General features: G+C 70.3%; 22 protein-coding genes. 8 read left to right on the forward strand and 14 right to left on the reverse strand.

From position 1 onward, the window contains the following. Window positions 1-68: 68 nt before the first annotated feature. The 5 genes from TMZ1T_RS11250 to ppx are packed head-to-tail and all read right to left on the reverse strand — an operon-like array spanning window position 69 to window position 5053. On the reverse strand, window positions 69-707 hold the full coding sequence (locus tag TMZ1T_RS11250) for an ABC-type transport auxiliary lipoprotein family protein (RefSeq protein WP_004308195.1): 639 nt from the start codon (window positions 705-707) through the stop codon (window positions 69-71). Between the two features lie 17 nt (window positions 708-724). After that, window positions 725-1642, reverse strand: coding sequence for an MlaD family protein (locus TMZ1T_RS11255; RefSeq protein ID WP_004308197.1), 918 nt, complete (start codon window positions 1640-1642; stop codon window positions 725-727). 1 nt (window position 1643) lies between these two features. Then, window positions 1644-2435: an ABC transporter ATP-binding protein gene (locus tag TMZ1T_RS11260; protein ID WP_012585458.1), complete on the reverse strand. Its 792-nt coding sequence runs from the start codon at window positions 2433-2435 to the stop codon at window positions 1644-1646. Beyond that, window positions 2432-3547, reverse strand: a complete 1116-nt coding sequence (locus TMZ1T_RS11265; RefSeq protein WP_004308200.1) for an MlaE family ABC transporter permease — start codon at window positions 3545-3547, stop codon at window positions 2432-2434. Before TMZ1T_RS11265 ends, TMZ1T_RS11260 begins: the two co-directional genes overlap by 4 nt. Before the next feature lie 6 nt (window positions 3548-3553). Continuing rightward, window positions 3554-5053: an exopolyphosphatase gene (gene ppx / locus TMZ1T_RS11270; protein WP_004308202.1), complete on the reverse strand. Its 1500-nt coding sequence runs from the start codon at window positions 5051-5053 to the stop codon at window positions 3554-3556. A gap of 182 nt (window positions 5054-5235) precedes the next feature. Here ppx and ppk1 point away from each other — a divergent pair, with 182 nt between their 5' ends. Then, window positions 5236-7317: a polyphosphate kinase 1 gene (gene ppk1, locus TMZ1T_RS11275; protein WP_004308203.1), complete on the forward strand. Its 2082-nt coding sequence runs from the start codon at window positions 5236-5238 to the stop codon at window positions 7315-7317. 114 nt (window positions 7318-7431) lie between these two features. Here the strand turns inward: ppk1 and TMZ1T_RS11280 are convergent, their stop codons facing one another. Beyond that, the gene (locus TMZ1T_RS11280) at window positions 7432-9636 is read right to left on the reverse strand and encodes a RelA/SpoT family protein (RefSeq protein WP_012585459.1); all 2205 of its coding nucleotides are present in this window, start codon (window positions 9634-9636) and stop codon (window positions 7432-7434) included. An 83-nt stretch (window positions 9637-9719) separates the two neighbouring features. Further along, a complete protein-coding gene (locus TMZ1T_RS11285) occupies window positions 9720-10457 on the reverse strand; it encodes an RNA methyltransferase (RefSeq protein ID WP_004308205.1) in 738 nt (245 codons plus the stop codon). Between the two features lie 143 nt (window positions 10458-10600). On the opposite strand from TMZ1T_RS11285, the gene TMZ1T_RS11290 reads away from it, so the two are divergent. Then, window positions 10601-11401, forward strand: coding sequence for an inositol monophosphatase family protein (locus TMZ1T_RS11290; protein WP_012585460.1), 801 nt, complete (start codon window positions 10601-10603; stop codon window positions 11399-11401). Window positions 11402-11422: 21 nt separating this feature from the next. Here TMZ1T_RS11290 and TMZ1T_RS11295 read toward each other — a convergent pair whose 3' ends face one another. After that, entirely contained in the window at window positions 11423-11944 is a 522-nt protein-coding gene (locus TMZ1T_RS11295) for a retropepsin-like aspartic protease family protein (RefSeq protein ID WP_004308208.1), read from the reverse strand. Between the two features lie 163 nt (window positions 11945-12107). On the opposite strand from TMZ1T_RS11295, the gene mutS reads away from it, so the two are divergent. The 4 genes from mutS to TMZ1T_RS11315 all read left to right on the forward strand — a co-directional run bounded on the left by mutS (window position 12108) and on the right by TMZ1T_RS11315 (window position 16238). Then, the gene (gene mutS / locus TMZ1T_RS11300; protein WP_407083906.1) at window positions 12108-14714 is read left to right on the forward strand and encodes a DNA mismatch repair protein MutS; all 2607 of its coding nucleotides are present in this window, start codon (window positions 12108-12110) and stop codon (window positions 14712-14714) included. Continuing rightward, window positions 14711-15481, forward strand: coding sequence for a fused MFS/spermidine synthase (locus TMZ1T_RS11305; RefSeq protein WP_004328146.1), 771 nt, complete (start codon window positions 14711-14713; stop codon window positions 15479-15481). The genes mutS and TMZ1T_RS11305 overlap by 4 nt, the downstream gene beginning before the upstream one ends. Before the next feature lie 130 nt (window positions 15482-15611). Further along, a complete protein-coding gene (nqrM, locus tag TMZ1T_RS11310) occupies window positions 15612-15815 on the forward strand; it encodes a (Na+)-NQR maturation NqrM (protein WP_041589852.1) in 204 nt (67 codons plus the stop codon). Between the two features lie 15 nt (window positions 15816-15830). After that, on the forward strand, window positions 15831-16238 hold the full coding sequence (locus TMZ1T_RS11315) for a CBS domain-containing protein (protein ID WP_012585463.1): 408 nt from the start codon (window positions 15831-15833) through the stop codon (window positions 16236-16238). 200 nt (window positions 16239-16438) lie between these two features. Here TMZ1T_RS11315 and dnaQ read toward each other — a convergent pair whose 3' ends face one another. From dnaQ to TMZ1T_RS11330, 3 genes are read right to left on the reverse strand one after another with little or no spacing between them, the layout of a single operon-like run. Further along, a complete protein-coding gene (dnaQ, locus tag TMZ1T_RS11320) occupies window positions 16439-17158 on the reverse strand; it encodes a DNA polymerase III subunit epsilon (protein WP_012585464.1) in 720 nt (239 codons plus the stop codon). Window positions 17159-17171: 13 nt separating this feature from the next. Then, window positions 17172-17630: a ribonuclease HI gene (gene rnhA, locus TMZ1T_RS11325; RefSeq protein WP_012585465.1), complete on the reverse strand. Its 459-nt coding sequence runs from the start codon at window positions 17628-17630 to the stop codon at window positions 17172-17174. A 2-nt stretch (window positions 17631-17632) separates the two neighbouring features. Continuing rightward, entirely contained in the window at window positions 17633-18358 is a 726-nt protein-coding gene (locus TMZ1T_RS11330) for a methyltransferase domain-containing protein (protein ID WP_012585466.1), read from the reverse strand. Between the two features lie 28 nt (window positions 18359-18386). Between TMZ1T_RS11330 and gloB the strand changes: the two genes are divergently transcribed. Together gloB and TMZ1T_RS11340 are read left to right on the forward strand one after the other, a co-directional pair. Next, window positions 18387-19160: a hydroxyacylglutathione hydrolase gene (gene gloB / locus TMZ1T_RS11335; protein ID WP_004320376.1), complete on the forward strand. Its 774-nt coding sequence runs from the start codon at window positions 18387-18389 to the stop codon at window positions 19158-19160. A gap of 6 nt (window positions 19161-19166) precedes the next feature. Next, a complete protein-coding gene (locus TMZ1T_RS11340) occupies window positions 19167-20543 on the forward strand; it encodes a transglycosylase SLT domain-containing protein (RefSeq protein WP_012585467.1) in 1377 nt (458 codons plus the stop codon). A gap of 157 nt (window positions 20544-20700) precedes the next feature. On the opposite strand, the gene TMZ1T_RS11345 is transcribed toward TMZ1T_RS11340, so the two are convergent. From TMZ1T_RS11345 to TMZ1T_RS11355, 3 genes are all read right to left on the reverse strand, one after another. After that, window positions 20701-22788 carry an ABC transporter ATP-binding protein gene (locus TMZ1T_RS11345; RefSeq protein ID WP_004320371.1) on the reverse strand — a complete coding sequence of 696 codons (2088 nt, stop codon included), beginning with the start codon at window positions 22786-22788 and terminating at the stop codon, window positions 20701-20703. Window positions 22789-22959: 171 nt separating this feature from the next. Continuing rightward, window positions 22960-23448, reverse strand: coding sequence for an FKBP-type peptidyl-prolyl cis-trans isomerase (locus tag TMZ1T_RS11350; protein WP_012585468.1), 489 nt, complete (start codon window positions 23446-23448; stop codon window positions 22960-22962). Next, complete coding sequence (locus TMZ1T_RS11355; protein WP_012585469.1) at window positions 23423-23920, reverse strand: peroxiredoxin; 498 nt, start codon at window positions 23918-23920, stop codon at window positions 23423-23425. The genes TMZ1T_RS11350 and TMZ1T_RS11355 overlap by 26 nt, the downstream gene beginning before the upstream one ends. Window positions 23921-24113 lie beyond the last annotated feature (193 nt).

Genomic DNA, 24113 nt, shown 5'->3' on the forward strand with positions numbered 1-24113 from the left:
GAGCGCCCCACTCCACCAGGCCGCCGCCGGTGCGCTCGAGACGGCCGCCCCCCGCGGCATCGCCTTCCTCAGCGCTGGCAGCGACCCGCGATGCCGAGCCCGCCGGAGAGCGCGCGGTCGGTCTCGGCGATCCACTGCGCGATGGCAAGCGCCAGCCGCTCGGTCGCCGCACGGAAGGCGCTCGCCCCACCGCTCGCATCGGCCGTCGTGGCCGGCTCCGCCACGACGAGCGAAGCGCTGGCGATGACCGCGGCGCCGCGCACCGGCAGCAGGGCGAAGCGAGCCAGGAGACGAGCCTCGCTGCGTTCGCCCGCGGTGAAGACCTGCTCGAACTCGTCAAGCTGGACCTGCAGCCGGCACCCGCCCCCCTCGCCGGCACCGAGCGTGCGCTCCAGCACGAGTCCGAGCATGGCGGGAGGTGGAGCGGCCCAGCGGTTGTCGGCATAGGCGCGGCGACGCCCTGGATCGACCCGGGCATCGCGATAATGCATCGTCGTCGTCTGCAGCCAGGGGGGCGAGGACACCGCCACCCGCGCGGGCGCGAGCCCGTGGGCGAGCGCGGCGCGCTCGCCGGTGCCGAGATCGTAGGTCGCCGCCGCACGCGGACGCTCGGGGAGCACCTGGCAGGCGGCCACCAGCAGCGCGGTCGCGATACACGCGGACAGGCGCGGCAGGACGCGGTGGCAGTCGGGATGACGTGGCTGCATTCCTTTCTCCCTTCGGCTCATCGGTCGCTCCCCGCAAAGCCCTCGTGGCCCGCCTCACCGGGCCCGGGCAGAGGACGGTCGCGCCCGGTCAGCAGGAGCTGCGGCGAGGCGTCGAGCTCCTCGACCAGGTGGCCGAAGCGTTGCGAGGTGCTCGTGAGCTCACCGAGCAGGACATCGAGCTGCGGCAGCGTGCGCTCGACGAGGTCGTCCCCTGCGGCGGCGGCGCGGAGCTCCAGACGCGCGGCCGCCTGATCGATGCGGACGATCAGGCGGCGCAGCTCGGCAACGGCGGGCACGGCTTCGGCCGAGCCGCGCTCGAGGTTCCCGAGCACGGAGGTGATGCGCGCGATGTTCCCGGCACTCAAGGCGGCCCGCAGCGCGGCCAGGGTCGCCGGCAGTTCCGCCACCCCGCGATCGACGCCCGCGGCCGCTGACTCCAGGCTGGCCAGCGCCCCCTGCAGGCGCTCGCCGAGCGCCTGGAACTGGTCGAGGGCGGCGAGCGCCCGCCCGGAGAGCGCCTCCACCAGCCCGGGTTGCAAGGCGATGCGCGGCACCTCGCCATCGGCGGCAGCCAAGGGCCGGCGGTCCACCCCGCGATCGTCGAGCTGCACGAAGGCCAGGCCGGTCACGCCCAGCGTGCCGAGCGCGGCGGTGGTGCCGCGGGTCAGGGGCAGATCGGCGGGCACCGCGATGCGCACCAGCAGCGTGCGCAGGTCCTCGGGGTCGATCGCGACGGCGCGCACGCTCCCCACCGCCATGCCGCGGTAGCGCACGCGCGACTGTGCGCCCAGGCCGTTGATGTCGCCGCGTGCCTCGAGCACGATCTCGCGCATCGGCACGCGCTGGCCCGAAAACCACCAGATCGCGAACACGACGCCGGCACCGAGCAAGATTGCGAACAGCCCGGCGGCAAGCGCGTGGGCACGGTTTTCCATTTCAGCCTGCTCCTGCGCCGCGCGGCTGGCCGCAGCGCGCCTGCAGCCCACTGAAAAAGCGGGCGACGAAGGGGTGGTCGTAGGCGAGCGTGTCGGCGAGCGAGGCGTGGCTGACGATGCGGCGCTCGGCGAGCACCGCCACGCTCGTGGCCATCTGCGCCAGTGTATCGAGATCGTGCGTGACCAGCACCACGGTGAGTCCGAGCTCGCGATGCAGCGCGCGGATCAGGCGGATGAAGCTCGCGCTGCGGTCGGGGTCGAGCCCGGCGGTGGGCTCGTCGAGCAGCAGCAACTCGGGCTCGAGCGCGAGTGCGCGCGCGAGCGCCACCCGCTTGACCATCCCGCCGGACAGCTCGGCAGGCATCAGTGGCGCATGCGCCGGCTCCATCTCCACCATCGCCAGCTTGAGGGCGACCAGGCGGTCGATCTCCGGCCGGCTGATCACGCCGAGCTCGCGCAGCGGAAAGGCGATGTTCTGCGCCACGCTGAACGCCGAGAACAAGGCGCCGTGCTGGAACAACACCCCCATGCGGCGCTGGCGGGCGAGCCGCGCGGCCGCCCCGCCGGCATCGAGCGCCTCGCCGAACACCTCCACCCGGCCGGCGGCGGGCCGGCTCAGCCCGACGAGGTGGCGCAGCAGTGTGGTCTTGCCACTGCCCGAGCCGCCCACGAGGGCGACGATGTCGCCCGCGCGGATGGTGAGGTCCAGCCCCTCGTGCACGATATTGCGCCCGAAACGGGTGACGATGCCTTCGAGGCAGACCACGGCGTCGCTCGTCGCCCGCTCGCTCACAGCGGCAGCCCGATCGAACGGGTGGCGATCGCGAACACCGCGTCCACCAGGATCACCACCGTGATCGCCGCCACCACCGAGGCGGTGGTGTTCGCGGACAGGCTCTCGGTGTCGGGCTTCACCCGCAAGCCGAAATGGCAGGCCACGAGCGCGATCAGGAAACCGAACACCGCCCCCTTGGCGAGCCCGATGTAGAGGTTGGCCACCGGCACCGCATCGGGCAGCGCCCGCAGGAAGAACTGTAGCCCGATGCCGAGCTCCACCCAGGCCGACACCCAGCCGCCGAAAAGGGCGATCGCCGAGGTCCACAACACGAGCAGCGGCATCGCGAGGGAAAGCGCCACCACCTTGGGCAGCACCAGGCGCAGGCTGCGCGAGACGCCCATCGCCGCGAGCGCATCGATCTCCTCGGTCACCCGCATCACCCCGAGCTGCGCCGTCATCGCCGAACCGGAGCGCCCCGCCACCAGCACCGACACCAGCACGGGGCCGAGCTCGCGGATGATGCCCATGCCGAGGATGTTGACGATGAAGGCGTCCGCGCCGAAGGTGCGCAGCTGCAGCGCGGACAGATAGGACAGCACCACACCGATCAGGAAGCCGACCAGGGCCGAGACCGGCATCGCCTTGACGCCTACCTTGTGGAGGTTTGCCGAGATCTCCAGCAGCGGCCAGTCGCGTGGATGGTGCAGCAGGTGGCCGAGATCGAGCACGAGACGACCGAGGAGCGCGACGAAGCCGGAAAGATGGCCAGCGAATGCGAACAGGCCCTTGCCGAGCAGCGCCACCGCGTCGAGCGCGGAAGCGCGCGGCGGCTCGGGCAGCGCACGGGCGGAGGCGTTCTCGATACGGCCGATGATGGCGCGCTGGGCGTCATCGGCCTCGAGCGCCGCAGGCCAGCGTCCGCCCCAGGCCTGCCACAGCAGCAAGGCGCCGAAGCTGTCCATGCGGCGCACCGCGCGCAGCGACCAGCGCGCGTCGGGAGGCACCGTGGCCAGCGCCCGGCGCAGCGTCGGGAGGCACTCGTCGAGACCGCGCAGGGTCCAGTCGCCGGCGAGGCGGATGCCCTCGGCTCCGGCCGTGAAGACCTCGTCGAGCACACGCCCTGCCATCTGCGCTCAGGCCACAGGCGTGCGCAGGCTGAGCGCCCGGATGTAGAGCGCGCGCCCGAGACCCTGCCACTGGCGCTGCTCCTCGTCGAGCGCGGCCGCGGTGAGCGGCAGCTTCTGCAGCCAGCCCGGCGCGGCGGTGAGGCTGAAGCCGCGGCCCTCGCGACGCAGCGTGACGGGCGGCAGGCCGCGCGCGTCGCGGGCGCGGTGGATCACCACCGCCAGGCGCATGCAGGCGATCAGCAGCCAGTCCACGCTGCCAGGGTCGATCGAGGCGACACGTTCGAGCTTGCCACGATGCGCCAGCACCAGGCGCGCCAGGCGGGCCTGGTCCATGCGCGAGAAACCGGGCATGTCGGCGTTGCCGACAATGTAGGCGCTGTGCTTGTGGTAGCTCGAGTGCGCCACCGAGATGCCGATCTCGTGCAGCATCGCCGCCCAGCGCAGGAAGCGGTGGTCGTCGTGCTCGGGATCGGCGGTCTCCGGCTCGAGCTGGGCGAGCAGGTGGCAGGCCGTGTCGGCGACCTGCTGGGCCTGGCGCAGGTCGACGCCGTAGCGCCGCACGAAGGCGCTTACCGTGGCGTCGCGCAGATCGTGGTGGTGGTAGCGACCGAGCAGGTCGTAGAGCACGCCCAGGCGCAACGCACCTTCGGAGAACACCATGTGCTCGAGCTCGAACTCCTTGAAGATCGCGCTCATGATCGCGAAGCCGCCCAGGATGACGGGCAGGCGGTCGCCCTTGAGGCCGGCGAGGTCGATGTTGTCCAGGCTGCCGGCGCGCAGCAGCAGCGCCTTGAGCTTCTCCAGGCCCTCGCGGGTGATCCCGCTCGCCGACAGGCCGTTCTGCTCGAGGATCTCCACGATCGCCTTGGCAGTGCCGCTCGAACCCACCGCTTCTTCCCAGCCGGCCTCGCGGTAGGCCGCCGAGATCGTCTGCAGCTCGCGGCGGGCGGCGAGTTCGGCCTCCTTGAAGGCGCGCTTGTCGATGCGGCCCTCCGGAAAGTAGCGCAGGCTGTAGCCGACGCAGCCCATGTAGCGCGACTCCAGCAGCTGCGACTCGAAGCTCTTGCCGATGATGAATTCGGTCGAACCGCCGCCGATGTCGACCACCAGCTGCTGGCGGTGCGGATCCGGCAGCGTGTGTGCGACGCCGACGTAGATCAGGCGGGCCTCCTCGCGGCCGGCGATGATCTCGATCGGGAAACCGAGCGCGGCCTCGGCGCGGATCAGGAACTCGGGCGCGTTCTTGGCCACGCGCAAGGTGTTGGTCGCCACGGCGCGCACCCGGGTGGGCGGGAAGTCGCGCAGGCGCTCGTGGAAGCGCTGCAGGGCGCCGACCCCGCGCTGCTGCGAGGCGAGGTCGAGCATCTTGTCGGGCGACAGGCCGGCGGCCAGGCGCACCGCCTCCTTGAGACCGTCGAGCGGATAGATCTGGTCGTTGACGATGCGGCCCACCTGAAGCCGGAAGCTGTTGGAACCGAGGTCGATTGCGGCGATCAGATCTTGCATGGTTTTGTCGGCGGCTGGCACCCGCGGGGCGCCGGAACCCTGGATTCTAGCACCCCGCAAAAGGCTTCCGAGCCGCGCCGGCATGGCGCCGGGGAAGGCCCCGCGGGCGCGGCCCGACGTCATCAAACCGAAATGGAAATGTCACATAATCGCGAGCGAACTTCCGCGCACAGGAATCCCGAATGCCCGTCGACCGCATGACCCTGAACTACCCGCCCGAGCACTTCCTCAACCGCGAGCTTTCGCTGCTGCAATTCCAGCGCCGCGTGCTGGCGCAGGCCGCCGACCCCACCGTGCCGCTGCTCGAGCGCCTGCGCTTCCTGTGCATCGTGTCGAGCAACCTGGACGAGTTCTTCGAGATCCGCGTCTCCGGCATCAAGGAGCAGATCCGCATCGGCAGCCGCAAGTCGGGCGAGGACGGGATCGCGCCCGTCGAGCTGCTCGAGCGCGTCAGCGACGAGGTGCACGAGATCATCTCCGAGCAGTACCAGCTGCTCAACGGCGACATCCTCCCGGCACTCGAGAAGGAAGGCGTGGTCTTCCTGCGCCGCAGCCTGTGGACCGAGGCCCAGCGCGCGTGGATCCACGACTACTTCATGCGCGAGGTCATGCCGGTGCTGACCCCGATCGGGCTGGACCCGGCGCATCCCTTCCCACGCGTGCTCAACAAGAGCTTGAACTTCGCCGTCGAGCTCGAAGGCCGCGACGCCTTCGGGCGCGACTCGGGCGCGGCGATCGTGCAGGCGCCGCGCGCGCTGCCGCGGGTGATCCGCCTGCCGCGCGAGCTGTGCGATCAGGAGTACGGCTTCGTGTTCCTGTCCTCGGTGCTGCACGCCCACGTGGGCGAGCTGTTCTCGGGCATGAACGTGCTCGGCTGCTACCAGTTCCGCGTCACGCGCAACTCCGACCTGTTCGTCGACGAGGAAGAGGTCAAGGATCTGCGCGCCTCGCTCAAGGGCGAGCTGCAGCAACGTCACTTCGGCGACGCGGTGCGCCTGGAGGTCGCCGACAACTGCTCCGAGGAGATGGCGGGTTTTCTCCTGCAGCACTTCCACCTCACCCCCGACGACCTCTACCGCACGCCCGGCATCGTGAACCTGGTGCGCCTCATGCAGGTCCCCGACTGGGTCGAGCGCCCGGACCTCAAGTACGCACCCTTCGTGCCCGGCCTGCCCAAGGTGCTCGACAAACGCCGCCAGGTCTTCACCGCGATCCGCGGCGGCGACATCCTGCTCCACCACCCCTTCCAGAGTTTCGCCCCGGTGATCGAGATGCTGCGCGCGGCGGCCGACGACCCGCAGGTGCTGGCGATCAAGATGACTGTGTACCGCACCGGCACCGACTCGGTGCTGATGGAGCACCTCGCCCGCGCGGCGCAGAAGGGCAAGGAAGTCACCGTGGTGCTCGAGCTGATGGCGCGCTTCGACGAGGAGGCCAACATCACGCTGGCCAACCGCCTGGAAGAGGTCGGTGCGCACGTCGTGTATGGCGTGTTCGGCTACAAGACCCACGCCAAGCTGCTGATGATCGTGCGCCGCGAGGAAGACGGCCTGCGCCGTTATGTGCACATGGGCACCGGCAACTACCACCCGCGCACCACACGCTTTTACACCGACTTCGGCCTGCTCACCTGCAACGCGGAGATCGGCGAGGACGTCGCCACCGTGTTCAAGCAGCTCACCGGCCTGGGCAAGGCCACCGAGCTGCGCCACCTGTGGCAGGCGCCCTTCACCCTGCAGCCCAACGTGGTCGCGGCGATCCGGCGCGAGGCCGAGATCGCGCGCGCAGGCCGGCGCGGTCGGGTGATCGCGAAGATGAACGCGCTGCTCGAACCCGAGACCATCGAGGCGCTCTACGAGGCCTCGCAGGCCGGGGTCGAGATCGACCTCATCGTGCGCGGCCCGTGCGCGCTGCGCCCGGGCGTGCCCGGGCTGTCGGACAACATCCGCGTGCGCTCGGTGATCGGCCGCTTCCTCGAGCACCACCGCATCTTCCACTTCCACGCCGACGGCGCCGAGCACATGTACCTGTCGAGCGCGGACTGGATGGACCGCAACTTCTTCCGCCGCATCGAGATCGCCTTCCCGGTGCTCGACCCGCGCCTCAAGCGCCGCGTCATGAAGGAAGGCCTGCGCCCCTACCTCGGGGACAACTGCCAGGCCTGGGACATGCAGGCAGATGGCAAATACCGCCGCAAGCACCCGCGCAGCATCCGCCGCGCGGCGCAGCTCATCCTGCTGAAGGAGCTCGCGGCGAGCAGCTGAGGCGTCGATACGGGAAGGCGTGCTGCGCGAGTCGGCGATGGGGAGGCGCCGCTGAAGCGCTCGCCGGACCAAGCCCGATGCCGCGCAAGCCCGCCGCAGGGCCGGGGGCGGCGCTCACTTGCGCTGAGCGTCGATCACGCCGGGCACCTCGCGCACCAGCGTGATCGCGCGCTGCACCTGCTTGATGCCGCCCACCTCCATGGTGAAGCGCATGTAGGCGGTGCCCTTCTTGGTGAGCGTGTTGACCGCGATGACGTTGAGCTTCTCGCGCGACAGCACCTCGGAGATGTCGCGCAGCAGGCCTTGGCGGTCGCTCGCCTGGACGTTGATGTCGACCTGGTAGAGGGCGTTGCGGGTGTCGTGCGCCTTCTCGCCCCACTCGGCCGGGATCACGCGCTCGGGGTGCTTGCGCGCGAGGTCCTGGAAGTCGGCGCAATCGACGCGGTGGATCGAGATGCCGCGGCCGCGCGTCACGAAGCCCTCGATCGCATCCGGCGGGGCGGGCTTGCAGCAGCGCGACAGCGAGGTCATCAGCTTGCCCACACCGACGATCAGGATCTTGTCCTGATTGTCGCCCGAGCGGCTGCGGCTGACCACGAACTCGGGTTCGGCCTCCGCCGCCGGCTCGGGGGCGCTGCCCTCGCGCAGCGCGGTCTGCATCGCGCGCGGGCCCACCTCGCCACGCCCGGCGGCCAGGTACAGCGCCTCGGCGTTCTTGAAGCCGAGGCGCTCGGCCAGGCCGTCGATGTTGGCCTGGCCGTGGCCGTCGCGCTGCATCTCCTTGGTGACGAAGCTGCGCCCGCGCGAGAGGATCTCCTCCTCGTCCAGTTGTGCGAAGTACTGCTTGATCTTGCTGCGCGCACGCGAGGTGGCGACGTAGCCCTGGCGCGTGTCCAGCCAGTCGCGCGAGGGGCCGCCCTCCTTGGCGGTGACGATCTCCACCGTCTGCCCGCTCTCCAGCTGGGTGTTCAGGGGTATGAGGTGGCCGTCGACCTTGGCGCCGCGGCAGTGGTGGCCGACGTCGGTGTGCAGGCGGTAGGCGAAGTCGACCGGCGTGGCGCCGCGCGGCAGATCGACCACCCTGCCCTGCGGCGTCAGCACGTAGAGCGTGTCGTCGAGCGAGGCGCGCTTGAGCTGCTCCACCCAGTGCGCCGCATCGGTAACCTCGTCGCGCCAAGACAACAGGCTGCGCAGCAGCGCGATCTTCTCGTCGTAGTCGCCGCCCTGCCTGGCGCCTTCCTTGTAGCGCCAGTGCGCGGCCACGCCGAGCTCGGCGTGCTTGTGCATGTCGAAGGTGCGGATCTGCACCTCGAGCGCGCGCCCGTCGCCCGCCAGCACGGCGGTGTGCAGCGACTGGTAGTTGTTGCCCTTGGGCTTGGTGATGTAGTCGTCGAACTCCTTCGCGATCGGCTGCCACATCTGGTGCACGATACCCAGCACCGTGTAGCAGTCCTTGATCTCGGGCACCAGCACGCGCAGCGCGCGGATGTCGAAGACCTGCGAGAAGTCGAGCCGCTTCTTGCGCATCTTGTTGTAGATGCTGTAGATGTGCTTGGCGCGGCCGGTGATCTCGGCCTCGATTCCGACCGCGGCGAGCTCGCTCTTCAGGCGCTCGATGGAGTCGCGGATGAACTGCTCGCGCTCCACCCGACGCTCGTCGAGCATCTTCGCGATGCGCTTGTAGGTGTCGGGCTCGATGAAGCGGAAGGAGAGATCTTCCAGCTCCCACTTGATCTGCCACACCCCCAGCCGGTTGGCGAGCGGCGCGTAGATGTCCAGGCTCTCGCGCGCGACCTCGACGCGGGCCTCGCCCGGCAGGTCGGTGTAGAAGCGCAGGGTCTGGGTGCGCGAGGCCAGCCGCACCAGCACGACGCGGATATCCTCGACCATCGCCAGCAGCATCTTGCGCAGGACTTCGGTCTGCGCGCGGATCTCGGGCGCGCTCGCGCTGGTGGTGAGGCGGGTGAGCACGCGCAGGCCGTTGAGCTTGTGCAGGCCGCGCACCAGCGCGGTGATCGCCGGACCGAAGCGCGCCTCGATCTCCTCGGCGGGGGCCTCGAGTTCCTCCCAGGCTGCGAACAACAGCGCGGCCACGCGCGTCTCGGCGTCCAAACGCAGCGAGGCCGCGATCAACGCGGCACCGATCGCGTGCGTCCAGGTCGGCTCGCCGGTGCCGAGCACCTTGCCCTCGTAGAGGTCGGCGATCCATTCGAGCGCGGCTTCGATGTGCTCGCGTTCGGTCGGCTCCAGGCCGGCCGCGAGCAGATCGATCGGGGGGGCGGTGTCGCCCTGGGAGATGGCGTGGGTGACGGATACCATGGCTGCAATTATCCCACATCGGGCAGTCCATCGTGCTGCATGCCCGTGCTCGCAGCCCCTTCGCCGGGTGCGACTCCCCGGGGTCAGCCGCGCCGGCGCGGCGTCTCGAAGGTGGTGAGCATGCCGCGCAGCAGGGCGACCTCCTCGCGCTCGAGGCGCACGCGGTTGAACAAGCGCCGCATGCGCGGTAACAGGCGCTTGGGGTTGGCAGGATCGTGGAAGCCGCTGGCGGTGACCGCACGCTCGAGGTGCGCCATGAAGCCCTCGAAGTCGGCATGCGTGGCCGGCTCGGGCTGCGGGTCGGCGGGCGCGGCGGCGTCGCCGAGCGCGGCCATGCGCAACTCGTAGGCCAGCACCTGCACCGCCGCGCCGAGGTTCAGGGAGGAGAACCCGGCGTCGGTGGGGATGGTCACCGGCAGGCTGCACAAGGCGGCCTCCTCGTTGGTGAGCCCGCTGGTCTCGTTGCCGAACACCAGCGCGACGGCGCCGTCCTGCGTGCGCCGCACCAGCTCCAGCGCCGCGTCGCGCGCCTGCAGGCGCGGCAGCGAGAGTTCGCGCCGGCGCGCGGTCAGCGCCGCGGAAAAGACCGTGTCGGCGAGCGCCTCCTCCAGCGTGCCGACCACCCGCGCGGCGTCCAACAGGTCGGCCGCGCCCGAGGCGCGCGCGGTGGCGACCTCGTCGGGAAAGGACTCGGGCGCGACCAGCCAGAGCTCGCGCAGGCCCATGGTCTTCATCGCGCGCGCGGCGGCGCCGATGTTGCCGGGATGGGTGGTACGGGACAGCACGACGCGGATGCGGTCGAGCGCGAGGGGGCGATTCATATTAAAATTCCGCGTTTTCCGAATTTGCCGGGCTGCCTGCCCGGAACGTGGCCCGGCGGTCGCGCGGCGGCTCGATGAAGCGGGCGGCGGCGCGCGCCCGACGCACGTGGCAGGCCCCGATTCTTTAACCGAGACCGCTCCGCATGCATCCCACCCTGAACATCGCCGTCAAGGCCGCCCGTCGCGCCGCGTCCGTCATCAACCGCGCGTCGACCCAGCTCGATCTGCTGACCGTCCAGTCCAAGTCGCCCAACGACTTCGTCACCGAGGTCGACCGCGCCGCCGAACAGGCGATCATCGAGGTGCTGCGCGACGCCTTCCCGGGGCACGGGATTCTAGCAGAGGAGTCCGGCGAGTCCGGACCCGAGAGCGAATACACCTGGATCATCGACCCGCTCGACGGCACCACCAATTTCATCCACGGCATGCCACAGTACGCGGTCTCGATCGCGCAGACGAAGAACGGCGTGCTCGAGCACGCGGTGGTCTACGACCCCAACACCAACGAGATGTTCACCGCTTCGCGCGGCGCCGGCGCCTTCCTCAACGACCGCCGCATCCGGGTCTCGCGCCGCACCCGCCTCAACGAGGCGCTGATCGGCACCGGCTTCCCCTTCCGCCAGTTCGACCACGTCGACGCCTACCTGGCGATGTTCAAGGAACTCACCCAGAAGACCGCCGGCATCCGCCGCCCGGGCGCCGCCTCGCTCGACCTCGCCTACGTGGCGTCCGGCCGCTTCGACGGCTTCTGGGAGATGGGCCTGTCGCCCTGGGACATGGCGGCCGGCGTGCTGCTGATCCAGGAGGCCGGCGGCCTGGTGTCCGACCTGTCGGGCGAAGCCAACTACCTCACCACCGGCAACCTGGTTGCCGGCACGCCGAAGATCTTCGGCCAGCTGCTGCCGATCATCCAGGCCTGGCGCCCGGCCAACCTGCGGGCCTGAGGACCGAGAAAACGCGGCCCGCTAGCCGGAACCCGGCGCGCGCAGGGTGAGCGTGTCGCCGCGCTGGGTAAACTCCAGGTGACGCAGCGCCGACATGCCGAGCAGCACCTCGTCGCCCTGCATGCCAGGGTTCAGGTGGCCGGCCACGTCGCGGAACTCGAAGGGGCCGAAGGCGAGGCGCGGGATGCGCGTCTGGCGCACCGTGACCGCGCCGTTGGCGGTCAGCACCGAGGCCGGCGCGCCCGCCTGCAGCCCAAGCTCCGCGGCGAGGCGCGCAGGGACCGACACCTGCGTCGCGCCGGTGTCGAGCAGCAGGCGCACCGGACGGCCGTTGATCTCGCCGGGCAGCAGGTAGTGCCCGGCGCGGTTGCGCTGCAGCACCAGCTCGCTGGCGCCGGGGGCGACCACGAGATTACGGTTGGGGTCCTCGCGGCGCTCGAGCGCGCCGTCGAAGCTCACCCAGCCCAGCGCGAGAAAGGCGAGCGTCGCCAGCAGGCCCAGCCTGCGGCCGATGCGGCGGGTGTCGGCGTCGGGTGTGTTCAAGTCGGTCTTTCCTTCGATCCACGGTGATAATCCTGCCTTTGCTGACGACAGCACGGCAACCGGGAGGTTTCTTCAGTTGGCAATCCGCAAGCCGCCCTTCGGCGACACGGCCATCCGCCCCGCCGCGCTGAGCGAGGCCGAGATCGGCGCCCACACTCCGATGATGCAGCAGTACCTCCGGATCAAGCAGCAGCATCCGGACACCCTGCTCTTCTACCGCATGGGCGACTTCTACGAGCTCTTCTTCGACGACGCCGAGAAGGCCGCGCGCCTGCTCGACATCACGCTCACCACCCGCGGCCAGTCGGGCGGCAAGCCGATCCGCATGGCGGGCGTGCCCTTCCACGCGGTCGAGCAATACCTCGCGCGCCTGGTCAAGCTCGGCGAATCGGTGGTGATCGCCGAGCAGGTGGGCGAGCCGGGCGCGAACAAGGGGCCGATGGAGCGCGCGGTGAGCCGCATCGTCACCCCCGGTACGCTCACGGACGCCGCGCTGCTCGACGACCGCCGCGACTCCTTGCTGCTCGCCGCCAGCCTGCACCGCGGCGTGCTCGGGCTGGCCTGGCTGAATCTCGCCAACGGCGACTTCCGCCTCATGCAGTGCCCATCGGACGCACTGCAGGCGCAGTTCGAGCGCCTGCGCCCGGCCGAGGTGCTGGTGCCCGACGGCCTCGCCCTGCCGCTCCTCGACACCCTCGCCCCCGCGCTGCGCCGCCTGGCCGACTGGCAGTTCGACGCCGAGACCGGCACGCGGCTGCTGACGACCCACTTCGGCACGCGAGACCTCGCCGGCTTCGGCGTCGAGGACCTGCCGGTGGCACTCGGCGCCGCCGCGGCCTTGTACGACTACGCCCAGGCCACCCAGCGCCAGACGCTCTCCCACGTCACCGGCCTCGTGGTCGAACGCGAGTCGGAATATCTGCGCCTGGACGCCGCAACCCGGCGCAACCTGGAGCTCACCGAGACCCTGCGCGGCGAGTCCTCGCCCACCCTGCTGTCGCTGCTCGATACCTGCGTGACCAGCATGGGTTCGCGCTGGCTGCGCCATGCGTTGCACCACCCGCTGCGCGAGCGCGCCGAGCCCGCCGCGCGCCATGCCGCGGTGGCGGAGCTGGTGGGTACGGTCGAAGGCGAGATGAGCGAGCACACCGGCGCAGCCCCCGGCGGCTTCGCGCTCGGTGGCCGCGACGGCCGCATCGCCTTCGCGGTGCGCAGCGCGCTGCGCGGCGTGGCCGACGTCGACCGCATCACCGCCCGCATCGCGCTGCGCAGCGCGCGCCCGCGCGACCTCTCGGCGCTGCGCGAGAGCCTGCTGCGGCTGCCCGAGCTCGCCGCCGCGCTCGCACCCTGCCGGGCGCCGCTGCTCGCCGAGATCGTCGGCGCGCTCGCCATCGCCCCCGAGCCGCTCGCCCTGCTGCAGCAAGCCATCGCCGCCGAGCCCGCCGCCATGGTGCGCGACGGCGGCGTGATCGCCCCCGGCTTTGACACCGAGCTCGACGAACTGCGCGGTATCCAGACCAATTGCGGCGAATTCCTCATGGCGCTGGAGACCCGCGAGCGCGAGCGCAGCGGCATCCCCGGGCTCAAGGTCGAGTTCAACAAGGTGCACGGCTTCTACATCGAGGTCAGCCGCGCCAACGCCGACAAGGTGCCCGACGACTACCGCCGCCGCCAGACGCTGAAGAACGCCGAGCGCTACATCACGCCCGAGCTCAAGGCCTTCGAGGACAAGGCGCTGTCGGCCAACGAGCGTGCGCTGGCGCGCGAGAAGACGCTCTACGACCAGGTGCTCGAGGTGCTCGCCGCCCACATCCCGGCGCTGCAGCGCATCGCGCGCGCGCTGGCCCTGCTCGACGGCCTCGCCGCGCTGGCCGAGGCCGCGCTGCGTTACGGCTACGTACAGCCACGCTTCCTGGAGACACCCGGGCTCACCATTACAGGCGGCCGCCATCCGGTGGTCGAGCGCCAGGTCGAGAGCTTCATCCGCAACGACGCCCGCCTGGCCGCCACGCGCCGCATGCTGATGATCACCGGCCCCAACATGGGCGGCAAATCGACCTTCATGCGCCAGGTCGCGCTGATCTGCCTGCTCGCCCATGTCGGCAGCTTCGTGCCGGCGGATGCCGTCGAGCTCGGCCCGCTCGACGCCATCTTCACTCGCATCGGCGCCTCCGACGACCTCGCCTCGGGGCGCTCGACCTTCATGGTCGAGATGACCGAGGCCGCCGCCATCCTGCACGGCGCCACCGAGCGCAGCCTGGTGCTGATGGACGAGATCGGCCGCGGCACCTCGACCTTCGACGGCCTCGCGCTCGCGTTCGCGATCGCCCGCCACCTGCTGGAGAAGTCGCGCGCGCTGACACTGTTCGCCACGCATTATTTCGAGCTCACCCGGCTCAACGCCGACTATCCCGAGTGCGCCAACGTGCATCTGGACGCGGTCGAGCACGGCCACCGCATCGTCTTCCTGCACGCGCTCGAAGAAGGCCCGGCGAGCCAGAGCTACGGCATCGAGGTCGCCGCGCTCGCCGGCATCCCGGCCGCGGTGATCCGCGACGCCAAGCGCCGGCTGCGCGCGCTGGAGAACCGCGAGATCGACGCCGGCCCGCAGGCCGACCTCTTCGCCGCCCTGCCCGAGCCGGAGGACGCGCCGCTGTCGCACCCGGTGCTCAGCGCGCTCGCCGACATCGACCCCGATGCACTGAGCCCGCGCGAGGCGCTGGAACGCCTCTACGCCCTCAAGCGCCTGGCCGGAGACCGCAACACATGAACCCGCCGATCGACATCTCCGAAGAAGCCGGCGTGCGCTACCTGCACTTCGGCTCCGACTGGATCCAGGGCGCGATGCGCATCCGCAAGCCGTACGCACTGGAACTCGCCTACACCCGCGAGATGATGGCCGGCCTGCTGCTGCGCGACGGCCTTGCCGCCGACGGCGGGCACTGGCCGCGCAAGGTGCTGATCATCGGCCTCGGCGCGGCCTCGCTGGCGCGCTTCGTGCATCACCACCTGCCGCAGGCCAGGATCCGCGTGGTCGAGATCGCTCCCGCGGTGGTGGCCGCGGCACGCCAGTTTTTCAAGCTGCCGACGGAGGATGCGCGCTTCTCGGTGCACCTCGGCTGCGGCGCCCAGTTCGTGCTCGAGCACGACGAGACCTGGGACTACGTGCTGGTCGATGGCTTCGACCGCAATGCGCGCGCCGGCGTGCTCGACACCGAGCCCTTCCACCAGGCCGTGCGTGCGCGCTTGTCGGCGCGCGGCATCATGGCGGTGAACCTCTTCGGCCGCGCGCGTGGCTACAAGGCCAGCCTGCAGCGCATCGTGCGCGCCTTCGATGACCGCGCGCTCGCCTTTCCGTCCTGCGACAGCGGCAACGTGGTCGCCTTCGGCGCGGCCGGCGAGCCGATCGAACGCAGCGTCGAGGAACTGCGCGAACGCGCCCGCCAGCTCAAGGCCGAGACCGGACTCGACCTCCTGCCTACAGTGACGCGCCTCGAAGCCGCGGGGGAACTCCCGGGCGGCGTGCTGCGCATGTGAGCCGCCCGCGCGCGACTTGCGTCGATCCGGCGCGCGTGCTCGAACGGCCCCATGGCCAGAACCCGGCAGCCCGCGTTATTGTCCACCCGATCGGATGTCCGTGCATCCGCAACCCGATAAGCTGCAAACCATGAACACTTTTCTGATCACCCTGCTCGTCGTCGGCCTCGTGATCCTGGCCATGGCGGTTGGCGTCCTTTTCGGGCGCAAGCCGATCTCCGGCAGCTGTGGCGGGCTCGGCTCGATGGGTCAGGACTGCGAGTTCGGCTGCAAGAAGCCGTGCTCGAAGCGCCAGGCCCGCATGATGGCGGCGCAGGCCGAACAACCACACTGATTCCCCGGAGACATGATGCTCGGCTCCCTTCTCGTCAAGGACTACATGGTCGGCGACCACCTCGCCTTCTCGCCGGACACCGATCTGCTCAAGGCGGTCCGTCTGCTGCTCCAGCGCGGCCTCTCCGGAGCGCCGGTGGTCGACGAAAACCGACGCCTCATCGGCTTCCTCTCCGAGAAGGACTGCCTCAAGGCGGCGTTGGACGCCTCGTATTTCCGCCGCGACGAAGGGAAGGTGGAAGACTTCATGAACCGCGACGTCGTCTCGATCCGCGCCAGTGCCAGCCTGATCGACGCGATCGAACTCTTCCTTGCCAGGAACCACCACATCCTGCCGGTCGTCGAGGGCGCGCGCCTGATCGGGCAGATTTCCCGCCACGACATCCTCAAGGGCCTGGAGAAGGTCCGCCGCGACGAACGCTAGCCTTCAGCGTCCTCGTGCACGAAACCGGTGCGCTGCGGGGCACCTGCGGAGCGATGCGAGTCGCGAGCGGGCGCTTCCATGGCGCCGTCGCAGATCCCATGCGCCCTGATCACGACTTGCATCGCCTTCCATGAGCGCCGGCGCACGCTCCCGCATCTGCAGGGGCGTGGCAAGTCACGGCGGGCTCAGCCGCCAGGCGCTCATCCCGCCGACGCCGGCTCCGGAGGCAACCACAAGCACAGCCCCTTGTTCGCCTTTGCGATGTCGGCGAGCGCTGCATCGTGGGCGGCGCATTCGTCGGCGCTCGCACGCAACACCCGGACCGCGGCGCGCAGCACGGGCGTGCCCTCGCTGTCGGACTCCCGCGGCGCGGCTTCCTCGTCGAGCCCGATCATGAGACTTTCCTGGCCGCGCGTCATCGCCAGGAAGACCTCGGCGAGCAGTTCCGCGTCGAGCAGCGCGCCGTGCAGTTCGCGGTGCGCGTTGTCGATCTCGTAGCGGTCGCAGAGCGCGTCGAGCGAAGCCTTCTTGCCCGGGTTTTGCTCCTTGGCGAGCTTCAGCGTATCGACGACCCCGGCGCACAGCGCACCCAGCTTCGCGCGCCCGAGGCGCTCGAGTTCGGCATCCAGGAAGCCGACGTCGAAGCTCGCGTTGTGGATCACCAGCTCGGCGTCGCGCACGAAGTCCTCGAAGTCGGCGACGATATCGGCGAACTTCGGCTTGTCGGCGAGGAATTCCTCGGTGATGCCGTGCACCGCCACCGCCTCGGCGTCGATGCCGCGCCCGGGGTTGATGTAGACGTGGTAGTGGCGGCCGGTGAGGCTGCGGTCGAGCAGTTCGACGCAGCCGATCTCGATGACGCGGTCGCCGTTGCGCCAGTCGAGGCCCGTGGTTTCGGTGTCGAGGACGATCTGTCTCATTGCACGCTCCCGCTCAGCATTGCACCGCGGCGCCGGACTTGCGCACCGCGTCCACGCCGCGGCGCGCGAGCGCGTCGGCGCGTTCGTTCTCGGGGTGGCCATTGTGGCCGCGCACCCACAACCACTTCACCTGGTGGCGCGATGCCGCGTCGTCGAGCGCCCGCCACAGGTCGGCGTTCTTGACCGGCTCCTTCGAGGCCGTCTTCCAGCCCCGCGCCTTCCAGCCGTGGATCCACTCCGAGATCCCCTTCTGCACGTACTGGCTGTCGGTGTGAACTCGCGCCGCCACCGGGCGCTTGAGCGCGTCGAGGGCACGGATCACCGCGAGCAGCTCCATGCGGTTGTTGGTCGTCGCCGGCTCGCCACCCCAGATCTCCTTCTCGTGCGATCCGGAGCGCAGGATCGCGCCCCAGCCGCCGGGTCCGGGATTGCCGCTGCAGGCGCCGTCGGTATAGATATCCACTTCTTCCATCGTTACTGCATGTTCCTCGTCGAGCCGTCGCGCTGGGCGACCGGCGAAAGTCGTTTGGCCGCGGCCTTGCGGCCGCGCCAGTGGGGGGTGATCAGCCGCATGCCCTGCACCCGCTTGACCCCGTGCAGCAGATAGCCCGCGCCCAGCACCGGCCACCAGCGCGAGCCAGCGCGGTCGAGGCAGCCCCAGCGCTCCAGCCACTGCGGCGTGCGCAGCGGCGGGGCGTAACAGCCGAAGCGGCTCTCCTGGATCTCGAAGCCGAGCAGGTTGAGCCAGTCGCGGATGCGCATCGCCGAGCGGTAATGCCCGCTCCACGGCGCCTCCGCGCCGCGGCGCGCCATCAGGCGACGCAGGCCCCACAGGCTGAGCGGGTTGAAGCCGCTGATCACGACGCTGCCCTCGGGCACCAGCACGCGCTCGACCTCGCGCAGCACCCGGTGCGGGTGCGCGGAAAACTCGAGCACATGCGGCAGCAGCACAAGGTCGAGGCTGCCGGTGGCAAAGGGCAGCTCGTATTCGCTGCAGCGCAGGTCGCGACCCTGCGGGCCGCAATCGATCCGGCGCGGCATGCGATTGGCGCGCAGCAAATCGAATCCGGACAGCCCGAGCTGCACCGCGTGATAGCCGAAAATGTCCGCCACCAGGCGGTCCAGTCCGTCCTGCTCCCAGTCGAGCAGGTAGCGCCCCTGCGGGGTCTGCAGCCATTCCTCGAGCCGGAGGATTGACATCGGCACTCAGGTCCTCACAATTCGCGGGATGGACATTATCCCCGTTCCCGCCTTCCGCGATAACTATATCTGGCTCGTCCACGACGGCCGCCATGCCTTGGTGGTCGATCCGGGCGACGCGACCCCGGTCGAGGAAGCCCTGCGCGAGCACGGCCTCGTGCTCGGCGCGATCCTGGTCACCCACCACCACCCCGACCACACCGGCGGCATCGCCGCGCTGGTGGCGAGCCACCGTGTACCGGTTTACGGCCCCGCGCGCGAATCGATCGCGGGCGTCGTCCATGCCGTCTCCGACGGCGACGAAATCCACCTGCCCGCGCCCGCCATCGCGCTGCGCGTCCTCGACGTGCCCGGGCACACCGCCGGCCATGTGGCCTACGTCGGCATGGACATCGAGCCGGGCCTGGTGTTCTGCGGGGATACGCTCTTTTCCGCCGGCTGCGGCCGGCTCTTCGAAGGCACGCCGACCCAGCTCGAGCACTCGCTCGCCCGCCTGGCCGCCCTGCCCCCCGACACCCGGGTGTTCTGCACCCACGAATACACGCTGTCCAACCTGGCCTTCGCACGCGCGGCCGAGCCCGAGAACGTCGAACGCGACGCCTGGGCCGCGCACTGCGAGACGCTGCGCGCACGCGGCGAACCCACCCTGCCGAGCACCGTCTCCCGCGAGCTGGCGATCAACCCCTTCCTGCGCTGCGACCAGCCCGGGGTGATCGAGGCCGTCGCCGCGCACACCGGCAGCCGCCCGCAGGATGCGCTCGAATGCCTCGCCGCGCTGCGTGCCTGGAAGGACCGCTTCTGAGCCCCGATGACCTCTTCCGCTTCTTGTGCCGCCCAGCCCCGCGGCGGCCGCAGGCATGGCCCGCTGCTGGCCGTCTGCGCCTGCGCCCTCGCCCTTGCCGCCCTCGCCTCTCCCGCGTCCGCCCGTGACGTGACGGCGGCCCCGGCCACCCTCACCGCCAGCGACACCGCCGCTAGCGCCGCGGTAGCGACGTCCGCGCCCGAGACGGCGCGCGTGCTCACGCTCGATCTCACCCGCGACGCCAACGACATATGGGATCGCATCCGCCGCGGCTTCGGCATGCCCGACCTCGACAGCCAGCGGGTGATGGACCAGCAGAGCTTCTACCTCAACCGCCCGCGCTTCCTCAAGCAGGTCTTCGAGCGCGGCGGGCGCTATCTCTACTACATCGTCGACGAACTCGAGCGCCGTGGCATGCCGACCGAGCTCGCGCTGCTGCCGATGGTCGAGAGCAGCTACAACCCGATGGCCTACTCGCGCGCGCACGCTTCCGGCCTGTGGCAGTTCATCCCCTCGACCGGCAAGCACTACAACCTCACCCAGGACCACTGGGTGGACGAGCGCCGCGACGTGATCGCCTCGACCAACGCCGCGCTCGACTACCTGCAGCGCATCTACGAGATGCACGGCGACTGGCACCTCGCGCTCGCCTCCTACAACTGGGGCGAAGGCGCGGTGCAGCGCGCGCTCAAGCGCAACGCCGAGGACGGCCTGCCGCTCGAATACGAGCACCTGCGCATGCCCGACGAGACGCGGAACTACGTGCCCAAGCTGCAGGCGATCAAGAACATCGTCGCCGAGCCCGAGCTCTTCCACTTCGAGTTGCCCTACGTCGCCAACGAGCTGCACTTCGTCAGCGTCGAGGCACCGATCGGGGTCGACCTCGCCACCGCGGCGAAGCTCTCCGGCATGCCGCTGGACGAGTTCCTCGCCCTCAACCCGGGCTTCAACCGCCCCGCGGTGACCACGCCCGGGCAGATCTTCATCGTGCCCACCGACCGCGCCGAGCAGCTGCAGCAAGGCCTCGCCGAGCTCGACGAGGAGGACGGCGAATGGCGGATGCACGTGATGGCCGCGGGCGAGACCCTCGAGGCGGTCGCCGCCCGCCATGGCCTGAGCTCGGCCGAGCTGCGCAGGCTCAACGGCCTCGGCCCCGGCAGCCAGCCGGGCGAAGGCCATTCGCTGCTGGTGCCCGACGGCATCGACCCGGACGGTGCGCTCGAGGTGACCAGCCTGCTCCCGTTCGCCGCCACCGCCGCCCGCCAACCGGGCCTCAAGCTCAACACCAGCCAGGCCCGCAGCGGCGAGCCTCACCTCAAGTCGCCCAAGGCCAGGCAACGCCCGGGCGAGAAGCGCAGCACCAAGCGCAGCAAGAAGCGCTGATCCTGGCGGCGGGGGCATGGAGTCCCGGGGCTCCCACCGCGCTTCGCGCCCCCTGCACAAGGAGCGACGCCAGTCGCGACTGCAGCGCCTCGACGAGCGCAGGCGCTTGAACGCTCGCGCGATCGCGACGCGCGTCGCTCCTGCAAGAAAACCGGTGTCAGCGGAGCGCGAGCGGCCAGTGGCAGCGCACGCGGTGGCCCTGGCCGAGGTCGGCGGGCGCGGGGTAGCGGATCCGGCATACGTCGGTGGCGTATGGGCAGCGCGGATGGAAATGGCAGCCGCTCGGCGGGGCGAGCGGCGACGGCAGCTCGGCCATGATCGTGCCGGGGGTCGCCGTGCTCCCGCCCGCAACGCCTGTGCCCCCCACGTCCGGTGCCGCGCCGCCCGCGCCCTCGATCCGCGGCACCGCCGCGAGCAGCGCGCGGGTGTAGGGGTGGGCGCGCACGCCGAGCACGCGCTCGATCGGGCCCTCCTCGACGATGCGACCGAGATACATCACCGCGACCTCGTCGGCGAGGTACTCCACCACCGCGAGGTTGTGGGTGATGAAGAGGTAGGCGAGGCCTTGCTCGTGCTGCAGCTCGCGCATCAGGTTGAGCAGCTGCGCCTGCACCGAAACGTCGAGCGCGCTGGTGGGCTCGTCGCACACGATCACCCGCGGCGCCACCGCGAGCGCACGCGCCACCGCGATGCGCTGGCGCTGGCCGCCGGAGAACTCGTGCGGATAGCGCCAGCGCATCTCCGCCGACAGCCCCACACGCTCGAGCAGTTCGGTCACGCGGGCCTGGCGCGCGCGGTGGTCGGCGCCGACGCCAAGCGCAGCCAGGCCCTCCTCGATGATCTCGCCCACCCGCATGCGCGGATCGAGCGAGGCGAAGGGGTCCTGGAAGACCATCTGCACCGCACGCCGCAGGGGTTGCAGCGCCGAGAGCGGCAGTGCGTCGTAGCGCTCGCCATCGAGCCATAGGCGGCCGGCGGTGGGCTCGATCAGGCGCAGCAGGGCCTTGCCCACAGTGGTCTTGCCGCAGCCCGATTCGCCCACCAGCGCGAGCGTGCGCCCGGGCTGCAGGCGCAGGCTCACGCCGTCGACGGCCTTCACGTGACCGACGGTGCGGCGCAGGAAACCCTTGCGTACCGGGAAATGCACCGCCAGCTCGGCGACCTCGAGCACGCTCTGCGCCGGGCGTGCGGCGACGACATCGGCCGCACCCGCCGTCTCGCGCACGAACCGGCGCGGAATCGCAACGCCTTCGTACAGATGGCAGCGCACGGCCTGCGTGCCGACCGCATGCCAGACGGGGACTTCCTCGTCGCAGCGGTCGAAGGCGGCCGGACAGCGCTCGGCGAAGCGGCAGCCGGGGAAGTGGCGGTCGGGCGGCGGCACGCTGCCCACGGGCGCGTCGAGCGCACCGCCGCGCTTGGCCGCCTCGGGCAGCGCGGCGAAGAGCTTGCGCGAATACGGATGCAGCGGCGTGGCGAAGAAGGCCTCGCGCGGACCGCTCTCCACCACCTGACCGGCATACATCACCCCCACGCGGTGGGCGACGCGCGCGACCACGCCGAGATCGTGGGTGATCAGCAGCATCGCCATGCCCTCGCGGCGCTGCAACTCGGCGAGCAGGTCGAGCACCTGGGCCTGGATGGTGACATCGAGGGCGGTGGTCGGCTCGTCGGCGATCAGCAGGCGCGGACGGCCGGCGAGCGCGATCGCGATCATCACGCGCTGCTTCATCCCGCCCGAGAACTGGAAGGGAAACTCCTGCAGCCGGCGCTCGGGGTCGGGGATGCCCACCGCTGCGAGCAGCCGACAGGCTTCGGCGCGCGCCGCCGCGCCGCGCAAGCCGTGGGCGGCGAGCGCCTCGGCGATCTGCGCACCCACGCTCATCACCGGGTTGAGGCTGGTGGCGGGCTCCTGGAAGATCATGCCGATGCGCCCGCCACGCACCCGCCGCATCGCCGCCTCGGGCAGCGCGAGCAGGTCCTCGTCGCCCAGGCGCACGCTGCCCGCGGCGATGCGGCCGCCGTCGGGCAGCAGGCGGGCGAGCGCGAGCGCGGTCATCGACTTGCCGCAGCCCGATTCGCCGAGCAAGGCGAAGGTCTCGCCCGCGGCGATGGCGAAATTCACCCCGTCGACCGGGCGGACCTCCTCGCCGTCGGTGCGCGCGATCGCCACGCCCAGTCCTTCGACGTGCAGCAGCGCAGCGGTCGCGGCTTCAGGGAGATCGGCGGGGAGCGGAGCGTTCATGCGCGTGGGACGACCCTTGCAGGGCCGCAGCAGATCGAGGCGGAGGAAGGCGGAGAGAGGCGAACGAGGCGCGGACGAGGCGGACGGCCCCTGACACGCACCACGCAGCCGCAGGTGCCGTCCACATGTCGAAAGGGCCGCTTGCGCGGCCCCGTCCTGACATCGGTGCAATCAGTGGTGGTGATGACCACCGGGACCATGCACATGGCCGTGGGTGATCTCCTCGGCGCTCGCCGCGCGCACCTCGGCGACGGTGACGTCGAACACCAGCGCCACGCCGGCCAGCGGGTGGTTGCCATCGACCACGACCTTGCCGTCGGCGATGTCGGTGATGCGGTAGATCATGTCTTCCTCGCCGTCCTCGGAGACGCGCTCGAAGCTCATGCCGATCTCGATGTTGTCCGGGAAAAGCTTGGCGTCCTCGACCAGGATCAGCTCCTCGTCGTAGTCGCCGAAGGCGTCTTCGGGCTGCAGCTTGACCTGCAGCTGCTCGCCGACCTTCTTGCCGTGCAGGGCCTCTTCGAGCAACGGAAAGATGCCATCGTAGCCGCCGTGCAGATAAACGAGCGGGTGCTCGCCGTCGTCGATCACCGCGCCTTCGGGGTCGCGCACGGTGTACTTCAGCGTCACCACGCTATTCTTGACGATTTCGTTTTGCATGCTGGGGTTCCAGTTCCTTGACCAATTCGAAAACCGCGGCGGCGTGGCCGCGGGGTGTCACATCGTAGAGCGCGTGGCGGATCCTGCCCTGCTTGTCGATCACGAAGGTCGACCGCCGCACGCCCATCTTCTTCATCCCGTCGACTTCGCGCTCATGCCATACGTTGTAGAGCCGGCACACCTCGGTGTCCGAATCGGAGAGCAGGCGGATCGACAATCCTTCCTGGTCGCGAAACTCGGCGTGGGTCAGGCAATCGTCCGGGCTCACGCCGACCACGATGCAGTCGTAGCGGGCGAACTCGTCGTCGTGGTCGCTGAAATCGGCGGCCTGACGCGTGCAGCCCGGGGTCTTGTCGCGAGGGTAAAAGTAGAGAACCACATTGTGCTTGCCGGCCACCGACGCGAGGTCGAAAATTTCCATGTCGGCATCCGGCAACGAAAACGCGGGGGCGATGTCTCCGCTCTGCAGCATGTGTTCTCCCTGATGTGGGCCGGATTCTAGCCGAGACCCCAGGCGAACACTACCGCCGGGACCGCAGGCTTCGGACTGGTCGAGCATGGGGGTCTCCTCCCTTTTCCTTGTCGTCGTGTCGGGTGCCGCGATGCGGCTCCGTGTCCAACGAATAGCCCAGATCGGGGCCGTACTCAAGTCGCAGCGCACCATC

Origin of the sequence: Thauera aminoaromatica (assembly GCF_000021765.1) — a bacterium.
Lineage (GTDB): Bacteria > Pseudomonadota > Gammaproteobacteria > Burkholderiales > Rhodocyclaceae > Thauera > Thauera aminoaromatica.

Coding starts and splice junctions, on each gene's coding strand:
- TMZ1T_RS11250 (WP_004308195.1), bottom strand. CDS start 707: ATGCAGCCACGTCATCCCGACTGCCACCGCGTCCTGCCGCGCCTGTCC.
- TMZ1T_RS11255 (WP_004308197.1), bottom strand. CDS start 1,642: ATGGAAAACCGTGCCCACGCGCTTGCCGCCGGGCTGTTCGCAATCTTG.
- TMZ1T_RS11265 (WP_004308200.1), bottom strand. CDS start 3,547: ATGGCAGGGCGTGTGCTCGACGAGGTCTTCACGGCCGGAGCCGAGGGC.
- ppx (WP_004308202.1), bottom strand. CDS start 5,053: ATGCAAGATCTGATCGCCGCAATCGACCTCGGTTCCAACAGCTTCCGG.
- ppk1 (WP_004308203.1), top strand. CDS start 5,236: ATGCCCGTCGACCGCATGACCCTGAACTACCCGCCCGAGCACTTCCTC.
- TMZ1T_RS11280 (WP_012585459.1), bottom strand. CDS start 9,636: ATGGTATCCGTCACCCACGCCATCTCCCAGGGCGACACCGCCCCCCCG.
- TMZ1T_RS11285 (WP_004308205.1), bottom strand. CDS start 10,457: ATGAATCGCCCCCTCGCGCTCGACCGCATCCGCGTCGTGCTGTCCCGT.
- TMZ1T_RS11290 (WP_012585460.1), top strand. CDS start 10,601: ATGCATCCCACCCTGAACATCGCCGTCAAGGCCGCCCGTCGCGCCGCG.
- mutS (WP_407083906.1), top strand. CDS start 12,108: ATGCAGCAGTACCTCCGGATCAAGCAGCAGCATCCGGACACCCTGCTC.
- TMZ1T_RS11305 (WP_004328146.1), top strand. CDS start 14,711: ATGAACCCGCCGATCGACATCTCCGAAGAAGCCGGCGTGCGCTACCTG.
- nqrM (WP_041589852.1), top strand. CDS start 15,612: ATGAACACTTTTCTGATCACCCTGCTCGTCGTCGGCCTCGTGATCCTG.
- TMZ1T_RS11315 (WP_012585463.1), top strand. CDS start 15,831: ATGCTCGGCTCCCTTCTCGTCAAGGACTACATGGTCGGCGACCACCTC.
- dnaQ (WP_012585464.1), bottom strand. CDS start 17,158: ATGAGACAGATCGTCCTCGACACCGAAACCACGGGCCTCGACTGGCGC.
- rnhA (WP_012585465.1), bottom strand. CDS start 17,630: ATGGAAGAAGTGGATATCTATACCGACGGCGCCTGCAGCGGCAATCCC.
- TMZ1T_RS11330 (WP_012585466.1), bottom strand. CDS start 18,358: ATGTCAATCCTCCGGCTCGAGGAATGGCTGCAGACCCCGCAGGGGCGC.
- gloB (WP_004320376.1), top strand. CDS start 18,387: ATGGACATTATCCCCGTTCCCGCCTTCCGCGATAACTATATCTGGCTC.
- TMZ1T_RS11340 (WP_012585467.1), top strand. CDS start 19,167: ATGACCTCTTCCGCTTCTTGTGCCGCCCAGCCCCGCGGCGGCCGCAGG.
- TMZ1T_RS11345 (WP_004320371.1), bottom strand. CDS start 22,788: ATGAACGCTCCGCTCCCCGCCGATCTCCCTGAAGCCGCGACCGCTGCG.
- TMZ1T_RS11350 (WP_012585468.1), bottom strand. CDS start 23,448: ATGCAAAACGAAATCGTCAAGAATAGCGTGGTGACGCTGAAGTACACC.
- TMZ1T_RS11355 (WP_012585469.1), bottom strand. CDS start 23,920: ATGCTGCAGAGCGGAGACATCGCCCCCGCGTTTTCGTTGCCGGATGCC.